A 13,238-nucleotide genomic window follows, 5' to 3' on the forward strand; every position below is an offset into this window, starting at 1 on the left:
TTTGATTGATTTTTTCAAATAAATTAAGGATATTTGGGGAAGCTTTAGATAACCCATTTTTTTACAAAAAAAATATTATGATAACAGAATTTTTCAAAGATTTCGACTTCAAGAATTTTTGGAGCGAATGCAGTTACTCTGCAAGAGACTATATCAGCGTCTTAGCTGATGATGAGATGATTGATTCTGTTGAAAAAGAATTGGGGTACAAACTTCCCGGCTCTTATATCCAGATGATGAAGTCTCAAAATGGTGGATTGGCAAACAAATCTGTTTTTCCTACTGCAGAAGCCAATTCTTGGGCAGACGATCATGTTGCCATTACAGGAATTATGGGGATTGGAAGAGAAAGAACGTATTCGCTTTGCGGTGAGCGTGGAAGTCAGTTTATGATTGACGAATGGGGATATCCTGCAATCGGAGTATACTTTGCAGACTGCCCTTCTGCAGGGCATGATATGATTTTATTTGATTATTCGAACTGTGGTAAAGACGGCGAACCGGAAATCGTCCATATAGACCAGGAAAATGATTTTAAGAAAACTTTTTTAGCTAAAGATTTTGAAACTTTCATCAGAGGTTTGAAGGCTGAAGAAGCTTTTGAGGAAGAATAAAACTGTTTTTAATTATAATAAATCAAATCACCAATCAACATGAACGAAAACTGGCTGCAAAAATGGGAAGAAGTAAAAGATATTCTGGTTTGTCCTACAGACCTTGAAACTTATTTTATTTCAAATGAAATTCTCGGACAGAAAATGGAGACGATGAAAATCGGAAATGTTTCTCTTCCTTCAGGGAAAATAGTGGTGAGAGATCCGCTGGTTTATCTGAGTTCAGATGAAAAACCGTACTTTATTCAGGCTCCCAAAGGTAATTTTCCGGTGACGGTTGCTGTGGTCAAATCTGAAGACTGGGGCGACAGGTATGCGGTCGTAAAAGTTGAGTTTACCAAAGAAAAACCTGTTGTTTATCGTGAAGCTTTAATTGGGATCGAAGATTTAAAGGATGTTACCGAGGACGACTTTTTCGGATTCAGCGTCGATGCCGGTTTGGGATGTATTACCGATGCAGAAGTTCTACCTTTTGTAGATCAGTTTGTTGCAGAAACTGAGGTTGACAATGTTTACGATGATTATTTTGCTGATATTTTTGCGCAGAGCTACAGAGATTTCCCAGATAATCAAAGAGATGCCGGAGACTGGATTAATTGGACGGTTCCCAACACAGACTATCAGATCCCGATGTTCGCAAGCGGATTTGGTGACGGCAGTTATCCTGTATATTTTGCTTATGATGCAAATAATGAAATTTGTGGGCTGTACATTCAGTTTATCGATATAGAATTGGCTCTGAGTGAAGATGGAGACGATGAAGATGTAGAATAAATGTCAAATAAAACTTTTGCAGATCAGGTAGTTGAATTTAATAAGAAATTAAATTTCAAGGGAAATCTTCCTCAAGATTTTCACGTTCTGAATCCGTATTTGGATAACCCGGAAACGCTGGTGGTGATGCAGAAGTTTTATCAGAAATATTATGATGATTCCAATCAGAGAAAATTTATGATTGGAATTAATCCTAGCCGTCATGGAGCAGGAGTTACCGGAGTTCCGTTCACCGATACGAAACGGCTGGATGGAGTTTGCGGAATCAAAATGCAATCTGCACACACTCATGAAATTTCTTCTGTTTTTATATATGATATGATTGCGGCATACGGCGGTCCCAACGGGTTTTACGGAGATTTTTACATTAACTCACCATTTCCTCTGGCTATCGTAAGAAAGTCAAAAGGAAAATGGGTTAATGCCAATTATTATGACGATCAAGGGCTTTTCCGGGATGTGAAAGATTTTATGATTGATTCTTTAAAAAAGCACATAAGTTTTGGTCTCGATACCTCGGAGGTTTTTGTTTTAGGAAAAAAGAATGCGAATTTTATTTTTAAATTAAACCAGGAAGCGGAACTGTTTGGTGAAATGACGGTGTTGGATCATCCCCGATACATTCAGCAATATAAATCGAAAGAAAAAGATTTGTATATTGATCAATATATTTTAGCGTTAAAAAAAGGAGAAACTCAGACTTAACTCAGAAAACATCCTGGAGAATTGGCAATTGAGAATTGTTTGAGGAAAATAGATCAAATTTAAATCGAAAAAATTATGCCCTGGAATCCCGATATTTACAATCAATTTAAAAACATCCGTTATCAGCCATTTTTTGATCTGATGAATTTAATCTCATCTGAAAATCTTAAAAAAGCAATTGATGTAGGTTGCGGAACCGGCGAACAGACTCATGTTCTCTCTGAAAAATTTGAACATGCAGAATTTTTGGGAATCGATTCTTCTGTAGAAATGCTTGCTGAGGCTGTTCAGTTCCAAAATGAAAATTTGCGTTTCATTAAGATGCCTGTTGAAGATCTCATCAGATCTGATGAAAAATATGATTTAATATTCAGCAATGCGGCTTTGCAATGGTCAGACGATCATCAGGTTTTGTTTCCTGAATTATTATCATTGTTAAGTGAAAAGGGACAGTTTGCTGTACAAATGCCTGTGCAGTCTGAAAATATTCTGAATAAAATTTTGTTTCAATTGGCTTCTGAAGAGCCTTTCCGAACACAGCTCGGTAGCTGGAACAGGGTTTCGCCTGTGTTGAGTATTGATGAATATGCACAGATCTTGTTTGATGCCGGCTTAAAAGATTTGAATATTTCCGTAAAAGTTTATCCGATCATTGCTGATGATTATGAAAAGCTTTATCAGTTTATTTCCGGTTCGGCTTTGATTCCGTATGTTGAAAAATTGGATGATGTCGATAAAGAGAAATTTATTACAGAATATAAAAAGAGAATAAGCGAACAGTTCAATAGTTTTCCGGCAATCTATGCTTTCAAGCGTCTGTTGTTGTACGGAACAAAATAAACTCAGTTTTGTAGCAAAAAACAAAAACCTTCGAGGGAAATTCAAAGGTTTAATCATTCATGTAATAGAATCATAGGATGAAAACTATTTGATTTAAGTTTTCGCGGCTGATAGTTTTTAATTGACCAACTAAAAATATTTCAATTTTCAATCTTCTTCTATGATTAAAAGGTTCTGTCATCACTTAGTCTCATTTAATCATATCACAAAGAAACAATATAAGTGGTGATAAATAATCAGTATAAAATACCAATTTGCGGATTGCGTATTTATACGTAACGCTACGATTTTAATCTGAGTGGGAGATCGTAGATGCCGTTTACCACTGCATAGATAACGAGACCTACGGTGTTTTTTGCGCCAATTTTATCCAAAATTCTTTGTCGGTGACTTTCAATAGTTCGTGGGCTGAGAGATAGTTTTTCAGCAATTTCCTGGTTGGTCAGTTCCCTGCAGATCAGTTTCACAACATCTTTTTCTCGTTCAGAAAGTTCATCTCTGATGTCAAAAAGTCCCTTATTGTTTTTGCTGTCATTTAAATAAGAAAGAAGCATTCTGTGGTCTTCGTTTGTGAAGTAAAGTCCATTTTTATCAACCTGAGTAATAGCTTCAATAAAAGTTTTCTTATCTGAGTTTTTTGGAAGAAATGCAGACACGCCCAATTTCACCATATATCCTAGGACGCTGGTTTTGTAATGGGATGAAAGAATAATGATTTTAAGTTCAGGATATTTCTGTCTGAGAATTCCAACCAGTTCAAACCCGTCCATCGGTTGCATCTGAATGTCTACCAAAGCAATCTGAGGGAAGTTGTCGGAATGAAGATCCTGTAGACTTTCCAGAAAATCTGATCCGTTACTGGATGTCACAGTCACAGAAATGCTTTTCTCTATGGACAGAAGAAGTTTCACACCTTCTAAAATCAGCTGTTCATCATCTACTATGGCAATTTTTATACTCATGAAATTTTTATTTGTGGAATTTTAATAATGAGCTGAGTTCTTTGTCCGATTTTATTTTTCCATTTAAAACGGGCATCAAGCGACTGTATGCGCGATTCTATATTTTTAATTCCCATTCCTTTACTGACTTGGTCGTAAACGAAGCCATTTCCGTTGTCCATGATGATGACTGAGATGTTATCAGGGTTATCTTTTATATAAATCGTGATTTCTGTTGCTGTAGAATGTTTGATTACATTGGTGGTAAACTCCTGAATGATTCTGTATAACTGAACCTCTGTGAAGATGTCTTTTTGTGTGAAATCAGAATGAACATCCATATTAATTTTAATAGTTTGAGAAAGATTGGTAATCAGTTCTTCAATATATAATATAAGACCCAGTTTCTCAAGATTCACAGGATATAACGAGTGTGAAATATTTCTCGCAGAATCGATCAGTTCTGAGATTTGTTTTGTTATTATCTCTTCTGTGGCCTCTTTATTTTGAGCATCCAGATTATGAACCCAAAGTGAAAGAATATTCAATCGGTTGCCAATATCATCGTGGATGAGAATTGCCATTCTTTTTCTCTCCTCTTCCTGAATTTTCGTACTCTCTAAAGCTAAATCTTTCTGATGCTGAATCTCGGCCTCAAACTGACTGTTTTTTTCTCTGATAATCCTGTCTGTGAAAAATTTATACGACAACAGCACAAACGAGACGATGATAGTCATGGCGATAATCAGAATGATAAAAAAGCTTGTATGTAGAGTTATTTCTTTAATTTTAAAAATGTATAGATGAATGTAAAATAAAGAACACACGTCAGGATATTATTCATACCCCAAATAGTATAGGCACTGTTTAACTCCATATTCCCCAGTTTACTGTGGAGAACAAATATAAATGCAGATACCGAATAGTATAGGAAAATGAATGCATCAACCCACAAAAATCTGTTATCACTCTTAGTTTTCCTGAGTTCCTGCAAGAGGCTTAAGCCTGCAAGGCAAAAAATGATGATATTTGAAATGACCTTGATATAGTCATGGTTGAAAAGATCTGTAAAGCGATGGACAATCAGATAAATAATCCCTAAAGCCAGAAGAATAATCAGCCATATCTTTGATGTCGTTAATTTCTTAAGATAAATAAAAGAAAGAATGCAGAAAATTCCGCCGATGTAGAAAGGATAAACAAAAGAAGTTTGTTGTTTCTGTAAATATTCTGTGAAGACAAGAACTGTTGCCTCAATGAAAAAAGTGTAGATCAGATAAAACACGTAGCCCTTTTCATACTTTTTTAGATATGAATACTTCAAAATGCCGGTCATCAGAGCTGCCAGCAGAAAAAAGTAACTCAGATAAATTGTTGAGTAGAAAAAATACTCCATAAAGTTAGATGATTAATGGGTATTTGCAGGAAATTACTTCTTCTCGTTTTATGAAGATAAAATTTTTATTGCAACGTATAAAATTATACATTTCCAATGCATAAAACAAGCGAATAAAGTGATTATTGTAGATGTGTGGTATATATTGTGATGATTATTTGTTTATTTAATCATTAATATAGAATTATTAATATTTAATTAATAATAATTTTGGCAAAGTCGGTTTTTAAGAAGATTAAACTATTTTTGTAATAATTAAATCTCAAATTATACAGTAAAAAAATGAGTGATTTTGTAACATCAGAAATTAAAAACAATATTGCCGAAATTACCTTCGGAACTCAAAAAAGTAATGCGCTTCCCGGAGCAATTCTTGAAAAATTAGCCGAAACGATTTTGGAAGAAGGTTCAAAACAGGAAGTAAAAGCAATTTTAGTAAAAAGCGAAGGTGAAAAAGCATTCTGTGCAGGAGCAAGCTTTGATGAACTTTTGGCGATTGAAGAACTGGAAGCTTCTACAAAATTCTTCGGAGGTTTTGCCAAAGTTTTAAATGCCATGAGAAATTGCGGTAAGATAGTTGTCGTGAGAGTTCAGGGAAAAACAACTGGTGGTGGAGTAGGATTGGCTTGCGGCGCAGATTACTGTTTTGCAACAAAAGATTCTGCATTGGCTTTAACGGAAATTAATTTAGGAATCGGCCCTTTCGTTATCGGTCCTTACGTGGAAAGAAAAATCGGTAAATCTCAGTTTTCAGCAATGGCAATTGATGCAGATTTCAGATCGGCAGACTGGGCAGAACAGCACAATATATATCATTCAGTTTCAGAAACCATTGCAGAAATGGATTCGAAATTAGAGAAATTCTTAAACACTTTGTCATCCAGAAGCGAAGATGCTTTAGCATTAATTAAGAAAGTTTCTTGGGAAGGTACAGAGCATTTTAATGAACTGATGCCTGCGAGAATCCACATGAGCGCAAGTCTGATCTTGGAAGAATCTGCCAAGAAAAATATCGAAGCCATCAAAGAGAGATTAAGAGCAAAATAAATTCTATGGTTTTTAAATAATAACCAAATCAATGCATAAACAAGAAAACCACTCTGTAAAAAGGGTGGTTTTCCTGTATAAAACGGCGGTCGGGCGAGGTAGTTTTGTATCAAATAATTTATAAAACTTTTTATTATGAAATCAAGACTTTTTTTATGCCTGATGTCTATCGCCACTTTAGTTGTAAGCTGCAAGAATGACGATGACGAAGTTGTGCCACAGCCGGAAGCGTTTACTTACGGTACTGTAACCGGAATGAGCACTGGAAGTACGTCTGTTGCCGGAAATTCTTCTCCTGCCGGTTACAGCTGGAGCGAAGTAAAAACGCCCCAAAGTACCTGGGGACTGAATGGTACGATTACAGACCGTATGTTGGCTGAAGATTTTCAGATTCCTGCAGGTGAGAAATGGAGTATCCAAAACTTCTACTTTTATGCCTACCAAACCGGTTTTTCCGGTGCGTCACTGCCGGTCAGCGAGTTCTATTTTGAAATATACTCTTCTGATCCTTCAGTTGCAGGAGCTGTGAAAGTGTATGGAGATATTACCACCAATCGGTATGCTTCCTCAGAAGAAACAAAATGGTACAGAATATTGCAGGGACAGACAGACAACACGACCCGAAAAATTTATAAGATGAAGATCAATGCGCCAGACCTGAATCTTACCTCTGGAACCTATTGGATCAAATGGGGTTCAAAAACGTCTACAGGAACTCATTTCTATCCACAATTTCCTCATAATGCCAATGTAGTAAACAACGCCCAACAGTTTGTGGTGTTAAATTCTACTTGGGTGAATTTAGATGACGGCGGACAAAGAGTAAGTTTCCCATTCGAAATTTCCGGAACAAAGCTTCCTAATTAAGATTTTTTTTAAAAAAAACTAAGACCAAAACCAAATCACAAAGAAACCATTCTGACTTTCAGAATGGTTTTTGTGTATAAATTAAAAACGATAGGGTAGAAATCTATTCCTAAAAGTTGTTATTTAAAAAGGAACCATCACTTCTTTTTAAATTCTGACTTCAGTAAAGAATACAGGACGGAATCTTCAAATATTCCGTCAACCAGATAATGACCACGAAGATTCCCTTCGCGTGTAAAACCAAAATGCTCTAACAGCTTTTTTGATGGAGTATTATTTTCATCAATTAAACCTTCAATTCTATTCAGCTCCATTTCCTGAAAACCAAATTCGATCACTTTTTCAAGAGCTTCCTTCATGTAGCCTTTATTTTTAAATTCATCGGAGTTTAATGCATAACCAATTTCCGCACGGTGATGTTGAGGATTCCACGTATGAAAACCACAGTTACCGATGATGGTATTGCTTTGCTTTTCCACGATTTTAAAATTCATCATGCTTTGATTGTAAGATTCGTAACCGTGTTGATTGATTTTTTTCTGCCGTACCAGCTCTTCGTCATCAACTCCAAGAATTTTCTTTATTTCCTGGTCATTATTAAGTTTAAAAATCGTCCTCATCGTTTTTGGATCAAGTTTCTGAAGGATGAGACGGTCTGTTTCTATTGTTTCAAATGTCATTTTTTTATTTTTTTTCTCGCTGACTGTGCAGATTTAGCAGATTCAATTGCGTGGAAATAATCTGCTTAATCCCTAAAATCTGCGTAAGATTTAGATTCTAATTATTTCGATTTAAAGTTTTTCTTATTCGCCTACCTTTTTTCCCCTTTTGCATAACTAATTTTCCGTCTGATCTTATTTGATTATGACTTCGTCGAATCTTCGATTTGTGGTAAAAAAAAATCAGCTTTTTAGTAAATTAATCGAAACCGTCGCCAAATCAGAATTCGGAAATTTCCTGAATAATTCTTTGTCAATCTGCAGTCCTGTTTCCAGACAAATCTTTTTAAAGACATCCACTTCAAGAATATACTGATCAGAAAAACCGTGCGTCGCTTCATAAGCCGTTGCGGGAGTTTTTCCCAAATTTTCAGCTGTCAGTTTCGAATCCAAAGCGTGAAGCTCGATGATAAGCAATCCGTTCTTTCTGATGTAAGGCAACCAAAGCTCGAGATGCTCTTTTAAACTTTCTTCAACTAGATTATTAGGTAATCTCTTTCCACGGTGGGCAAAGGCCCCGGTCGAAGTACTTATTCTTTCAGGCTGACTGTTTTCCGGTGCTTTCCAGACTCTGTTGTGATCTAAAAATGTTCTGATATTCAACAAATCTGATAGTTCAATTTCATAATTTTCCTGTAAATCATCAGCCAGTTGTTTCGGATTTCCGATGTCGCCCCAGATTACTTTTGCCCAGATATCATTGTTGATGAGGTTGGCTCTCGTTACCTTCAAAGCGGCTTGATTATAATCTGCACCTACCAAAAAAAGTGGATGTTCTTCCAGCATTTTCCCCCGTAGCGTATATCTTTCAATCGTTTCAAAAATATGCTGAATAAAGGCGCCGTTTCCGCAACCCATATCCAGAACACCTTTCGGCTGAAGATGGATAGGCTGATTAAAAATCTGAATAATAAAATCATTTGCCACTTTGAAATAGTTGGAATGCGAACCGCCGCTTCCCCAAACATTCATCGCACGGTCTACATGAATTTCATCTTCACCTTCGGAAATTTCTCTGATTTTTGAAGCGTTACCAAACAGGAGATCATCCATTTTATTCAGCAACGGAAGGTAGGAAACTGTCACTCCATAAGATGCGGCTCTCTTGGCAAAATAAATTCCCGTTTCGGTAAATTTATAATTTTCTCCGGTCTTTTTAAACCAGTTTAGATAGGTTAGAAAGTCCAAAATCACATCAAAATTCTCTGAGTTTTTATGAAATTCTGCCGCCTGGAAAGAAGTTTCCATAAAATATTTGTGAAACATTCCGGTCATGCCGAGATACACAATCACGGGACCGATGATGCAGCCTTCGATATGTTTTAAAATCTGTTCTTGCACAGTTTTTTCATCGAAATCATCTGAAAGCTGGATCCCAAAGTGATCTTTTACAGAATCACTTAACTGCGTAAATTCTTCAATAAATGAACTTTCATTGATCTGATTTTTTATATCTGTCGAATGTTTCAAAAACGGAATTACTTTTAAATAGAGCAGACTGTATTTCTGAAGAAATTGAGTCTTTATATTTGAAGAAATCGTAATGATATCATTCTCATTATCGACACTGTAATCCAAAAATCCCTGTGATGCAATTGCCCGAACAGCTACGTTCAGATAACCTTCGTTGGCTTTAAACTCGTCCGTAAGCTCACTCAAAACTATTTGTTCATGTTGAATGATGAAGGCTATAATTTCTTTTTTCAGCAGTGAAGCGACGATGGGCGCAGTGACAACGCCATCCAGATGTCTGAAAATCTCTGACCGCAGAATTTCTTTGTCCATAATTATGTTTTTTTTAAAGATAAGAATTTGGACAAATTATTTAAATAAAAATTTTGCGGTTTAAAAATAAAATATAACTTTGCAATTCAAAGTTCTTTTATATGGAATCAAAAAACTATCACGAAGACTTATTACACATCCGTTCTATGATGGAGCGGTCGTCGCGTTTTATTTCACTGAGTGGCCTGTCGGGAGTAGTGGCTGGTTTAGCGGCAATCATTGGTGCAGCTTATGTTTTTTTTGTTTTTAAAAGAGAGGGAATCGATTATTTTGATGGCGACAGAAATATTTTCAGCAAAGCTTTGGTGCAGGAACTTGTCGTGATCGGAGCAGTAATTCTCGTTGTTGCGATTGCAAGCGGATACGTTTTTACAGCTAACAAAAGCAAAAAGAAGGGATTGAAAATCTGGGATGCAACGACAAAAAGACTTCTCGTAACCTTTGCTGTTCCACTGGTAGCAGGCGGGTTATTCTGTCTGATTCTTTTATACCATCACCTATTTGTGCTGGTTGCTCCGGCAACATTGATTTTTTACGGTTTGGCTTTGGTTAGTGCCGAGAGATATACTTTGACAGACATAAAATATTTAGGATACTGCCAGATTGTTTTGGGATTACTTTCCTTCCTGTTTTTAGGTTGGGGACTGGTCGCATGGACGGTTGGTTTCGGTGTGCTGCATATTGTATATGGCTTGATTATGCATAAGAAGTACAAATGAAATGGTTGCCTTTTTTATCTTTTTTATTGCTGTTTTTGTTTTCAGTATATCAGCCGTATTACTTAAAAAGAAAAAGAAGAAATTTTTGATAAGTGGAATTATAGCTGTAGTTCTTACTCCCTTAATTTATTTTGCATTTGTTATTTATATCATTTATGCATTGACAACAGAAAAGCGTCGGGAATTTCATAGAGAAGAGTGGATTCTTGTGGGTGAAGATATCAATAAAAGGTTAAGCAGATTCGAAATGATTGACGATCTGATTGACAGCAAAATTTTAGTTAAAAAAGATAGTTTAGAGGTAATCAAAATCCTGGGAGCACCCGACTCGAGAGATAAAGAAAATAATAAATGGACCTATGAAGCTGGTACGGGTGGAGGTTTCGGTTTTGTAGATCATTATCTGGATATTTACTACAATAAAGATAATGAAATTGTTAAAGCTGAACACCGGAGAATCAAAGACTAAACTGAATTAAATATAATGATTAACATTTCAAAACTCAACAAAGAATTCGAAAGCCGTGTAAGATTGGGCATTATGTCCGTTCTTATGGTCAACGACTGGGTTGATTTTTCTGAAATGAAAAACCTTTTGGAAATCACAGACGGAAATATGGCAAGTCACAGCAACGCCCTTGAAAAAGCCAATTACATTGAAGTGAAGAAGGAATTTGTCGGCAAAAAGCCGAAAACTTCTTACCGTGTAACCCAATCCGGTAGAACAGCTTTCACACAACATTTAGATGCACTGGAAAAATTAATAGGAAGATAAACTTTATATTTTTTTGAAAATTAACTTTGAAACACAAAGTACTTTAATAAATTAAAATTAAAAATTATGATGACAAAACAACAAAAAACAGCACTCATTTTCGCCATTCCATCTCTGTTGATGGTAGCAGCTTTCATTTCAAATCATTTTGTGGAAGGCTTCAACTGGACGGGTTCAGACTTTCTGATTGCCGCAATTTTACTTTTCGGTACGGCTTCATTTATTTACATGATTGTGAGTTCAAAACTTTCAGTAAGAGCAAAAACCATTATTTCCGTCGTCATTATTCTTCTCCTCATGATTATCTGGGTTGAAATGGCGGTGGGTCTTTTCGGATCACCGATCGCAGGGAGTTGATTCGATTTTGTTTAGAGCTCTAATAGCAAACAAAAAGGCTTCGAAAGGCTCAGTCTGAAGGTGTGAAATCGATCAGTTAGTATTAGAGATGTCACGCTGAGCTTGTCGAAGCGTATTGCGAAGATTGAGTCATCAGATAAAATTAGATTGACTTGAAATACGAATTAGAAAATAGCAGATAATTTCAAAACTTTCAATATGACCCGAAAACATTTTCTCAAAAGATTTTTGCAGCTTTCCGCAGTCGGCACACTTCCGTTTTTGTATTCATGGCAGATCGAACCGTTTTGGGTGGAGTTTGTCGAAAGAAAACTCCCCATAAAAAACCTTCCGTCTGAGCTGGAAGGGAAAATCCTCATGCAGATTTCAGATTTGCACGTCGGCGACCGCTTCGACTGGAATTTCCTCATTGAATCTTTCCGGAAAGCCAAAAACTTCAATCCCGATTTTGTGGTGTACACCGGCGATTACGTCAATCACGGAACTCCCGAAGATCATGAAAGCCTCAAAAAAGTAATGGCAGAAGCGGTCTACGGTAGTCTGGGCACTTTCGGAATTCTCGGAAATCACGATTACGGAGTACAGTTCAAGGATGTCGGAACTTCAGAAATCATCTGCCAAATTCTTGAAGATAACGGTGTTACAATGATCAACAATCTCCAGAAAGAAAGTCACGGATTAAACTTTATCGGCTTCGACGATTTATGGTCACCCAATTTCGATCCGATGAAAGTGATGAAAGATTATGATCCCTCGAAAGCCAATTTAGTCCTCTGCCACAATCCCGATGTCTGCGACAAAGACGTCTGGAACGGATACCAGGGCTGGATTTTAAGCGGCCATACCCATGGCGGACAGTGCAGAATTCCGGGAATTATTACTCCGATTCTTCCGGTAACTAACAGAAAATATGTTTCCGGAGAAATCGATCTGCAGGATGGAAGAATGCTCTACATCAACCGCGCCATCGGGCATTCCTATCAGGTAAGATTTATGGTGCGGCCGGAGATTACGGTTTTTAAATTGGAACGTGATGGAAGCATTTAAAATCAATTCGGCTGCGGCTCTTTATTTCTGTGCAAGTTGGCTGGTTGGACTAATAATTCTAATGGCATATCTGGCAGGAGCTTTAAATGAAGTAGTTGTTTTTCTTCTTGTCATTTCGATCCTCAATATCATAGTCAATGCAATTTTAATTATTGTTCTACTTTTACTTTACTATGTATTTTCAGAAAACAGGATAGAGTTCAGAAATTCCGCTGTTTTATTGCTTTTCAACTTTCCTGATATATTGTTACTGTACTTCATTATTTCAATCATTTAAATCAAAAATTATGAAAGATTCAACCATCAAAAACATTGGAAATTACACATTTTGGCTCTGTTTCATTCTCGGCAACATCTGCCTTTTCGGGAATATCATTACAAAAAATGTTGACTTTGCGCTCTGCGGTTATGTTTTGCTATATCTAGCGTCGGCGCTCAATCTGCTGATTATTTTTGGATTATTGTTTTACGGTTTTTTTCGTCGCAGCCAGCTTCCAAACTGTTTTTCTGCATCCGCAATTCTCTGCATCAACATCCCAATCGCAGCTCTTTATGCCTATATCGGAATCACTTTAAATTCTATATAATTTATTTGGGCGCCTGTATCCGCCCTCCACTCCCGCTTTTTTGTGCCTTGGTTTTCCCATCGCTT

Annotated in this window: 18 protein-coding genes; 13 read left to right on the forward strand and 5 right to left on the reverse strand. The window is 36.6% G+C overall.

Annotation, left to right across the window (positions count from 1 at the left end; translation table 11 throughout):
* The first annotated feature begins 77 nt into the window (after positions 1–77).
* The 4 genes from OMO38_RS14675 (at position 78) to OMO38_RS14690 (ending at position 2,933) form a co-directional block, all read left to right on the forward strand.
* Positions 78–614 (forward strand): SMI1/KNR4 family protein, encoded by a 537-nt coding sequence (locus OMO38_RS14675; protein ID WP_264750941.1) that lies wholly within the window; start codon positions 78–80, stop codon positions 612–614.
* Positions 615–653: 39 nt separating this feature from the next.
* The gene (locus tag OMO38_RS14680) at positions 654–1,388 is read left to right on the forward strand and encodes a DUF4241 domain-containing protein (RefSeq protein WP_264750942.1); all 735 of its coding nucleotides are present in this window, start codon (positions 654–656) and stop codon (positions 1,386–1,388) included.
* Complete coding sequence (locus OMO38_RS14685) at positions 1,389–2,093, forward strand: SMUG2 DNA glycosylase family protein (RefSeq protein ID WP_264750943.1); 705 nt, start codon at positions 1,389–1,391, stop codon at positions 2,091–2,093.
* A gap of 75 nt (positions 2,094–2,168) precedes the next feature.
* Complete coding sequence (locus OMO38_RS14690) at positions 2,169–2,933, forward strand: methyltransferase domain-containing protein (RefSeq protein ID WP_264750944.1); 765 nt, start codon at positions 2,169–2,171, stop codon at positions 2,931–2,933.
* 281 nt (positions 2,934–3,214) lie between these two features.
* On the opposite strand, the gene OMO38_RS14695 is transcribed toward OMO38_RS14690, so the two are convergent.
* From OMO38_RS14695 to OMO38_RS14705, 3 genes are read right to left on the reverse strand one after another with little or no spacing between them, the layout of a single operon-like run.
* Positions 3,215–3,895, reverse strand: coding sequence for a response regulator transcription factor (locus OMO38_RS14695; RefSeq protein ID WP_264750945.1), 681 nt, complete (start codon positions 3,893–3,895; stop codon positions 3,215–3,217).
* On the reverse strand, positions 3,892–4,611 hold the full coding sequence (locus tag OMO38_RS14700; RefSeq protein ID WP_264750946.1) for a sensor histidine kinase: 720 nt from the start codon (positions 4,609–4,611) through the stop codon (positions 3,892–3,894). Before OMO38_RS14700 ends, OMO38_RS14695 begins: the two co-directional genes overlap by 4 nt.
* 38 nt (positions 4,612–4,649) lie before the next feature.
* A complete protein-coding gene (locus tag OMO38_RS14705) occupies positions 4,650–5,270 on the reverse strand; it encodes a hypothetical protein (protein WP_264750947.1) in 621 nt (206 codons plus the stop codon).
* A gap of 282 nt (positions 5,271–5,552) precedes the next feature.
* Here OMO38_RS14705 and OMO38_RS14710 point away from each other — a divergent pair, with 282 nt between their 5' ends.
* Entirely contained in the window at positions 5,553–6,317 is a 765-nt protein-coding gene (locus tag OMO38_RS14710; RefSeq protein WP_264750948.1) for an enoyl-CoA hydratase/isomerase family protein, read from the forward strand.
* A 135-nt stretch (positions 6,318–6,452) separates the two neighbouring features.
* Entirely contained in the window at positions 6,453–7,184 is a 732-nt protein-coding gene (locus tag OMO38_RS14715) for a hypothetical protein (protein ID WP_264750949.1), read from the forward strand.
* A 137-nt stretch (positions 7,185–7,321) separates the two neighbouring features.
* Here OMO38_RS14715 and OMO38_RS14720 read toward each other — a convergent pair whose 3' ends face one another.
* Positions 7,322–7,864, reverse strand: coding sequence for a GNAT family N-acetyltransferase (locus OMO38_RS14720; RefSeq protein ID WP_264750950.1), 543 nt, complete (start codon positions 7,862–7,864; stop codon positions 7,322–7,324).
* Positions 7,865–8,086: 222 nt separating this feature from the next.
* Positions 8,087–9,688, reverse strand: a complete 1,602-nt coding sequence (locus OMO38_RS14725) for a class I SAM-dependent methyltransferase (protein ID WP_264750951.1) — start codon at positions 9,686–9,688, stop codon at positions 8,087–8,089.
* A 101-nt stretch (positions 9,689–9,789) separates the two neighbouring features.
* On the opposite strand from OMO38_RS14725, the gene OMO38_RS14730 reads away from it, so the two are divergent.
* From OMO38_RS14730 to OMO38_RS14760, 7 genes are all read left to right on the forward strand, one after another.
* The gene (locus OMO38_RS14730; RefSeq protein WP_264750952.1) at positions 9,790–10,407 is read left to right on the forward strand and encodes a hypothetical protein; all 618 of its coding nucleotides are present in this window, start codon (positions 9,790–9,792) and stop codon (positions 10,405–10,407) included.
* A gap of 85 nt (positions 10,408–10,492) precedes the next feature.
* A complete protein-coding gene (locus OMO38_RS14735; protein WP_264750953.1) occupies positions 10,493–10,876 on the forward strand; it encodes a hypothetical protein in 384 nt (127 codons plus the stop codon).
* 15 nt (positions 10,877–10,891) lie between these two features.
* Complete coding sequence (locus OMO38_RS14740; RefSeq protein ID WP_056076403.1) at positions 10,892–11,182, forward strand: winged helix-turn-helix domain-containing protein; 291 nt, start codon at positions 10,892–10,894, stop codon at positions 11,180–11,182.
* Between the two features lie 66 nt (positions 11,183–11,248).
* Positions 11,249–11,539 (forward strand): hypothetical protein, encoded by a 291-nt coding sequence (locus tag OMO38_RS14745; RefSeq protein ID WP_264750954.1) that lies wholly within the window; start codon positions 11,249–11,251, stop codon positions 11,537–11,539.
* A gap of 198 nt (positions 11,540–11,737) precedes the next feature.
* Positions 11,738–12,586, forward strand: coding sequence for a metallophosphoesterase (locus tag OMO38_RS14750; RefSeq protein WP_264750955.1), 849 nt, complete (start codon positions 11,738–11,740; stop codon positions 12,584–12,586).
* Entirely contained in the window at positions 12,573–12,863 is a 291-nt protein-coding gene (locus OMO38_RS14755) for a hypothetical protein (RefSeq protein ID WP_264750956.1), read from the forward strand. The genes OMO38_RS14750 and OMO38_RS14755 overlap by 14 nt, the downstream gene beginning before the upstream one ends.
* Before the next feature lie 10 nt (positions 12,864–12,873).
* Positions 12,874–13,173: a hypothetical protein gene (locus OMO38_RS14760; protein WP_264750957.1), complete on the forward strand. Its 300-nt coding sequence runs from the start codon at positions 12,874–12,876 to the stop codon at positions 13,171–13,173.
* The last annotated feature ends 65 nt before the right edge of the window (positions 13,174–13,238 follow it).

The sequence above is a fragment of the Chryseobacterium kimseyorum genome, assembly GCF_025971945.1.
Taxonomy (GTDB): Bacteria; Bacteroidota; Bacteroidia; order Flavobacteriales; family Weeksellaceae; genus Chryseobacterium; species Chryseobacterium kimseyorum.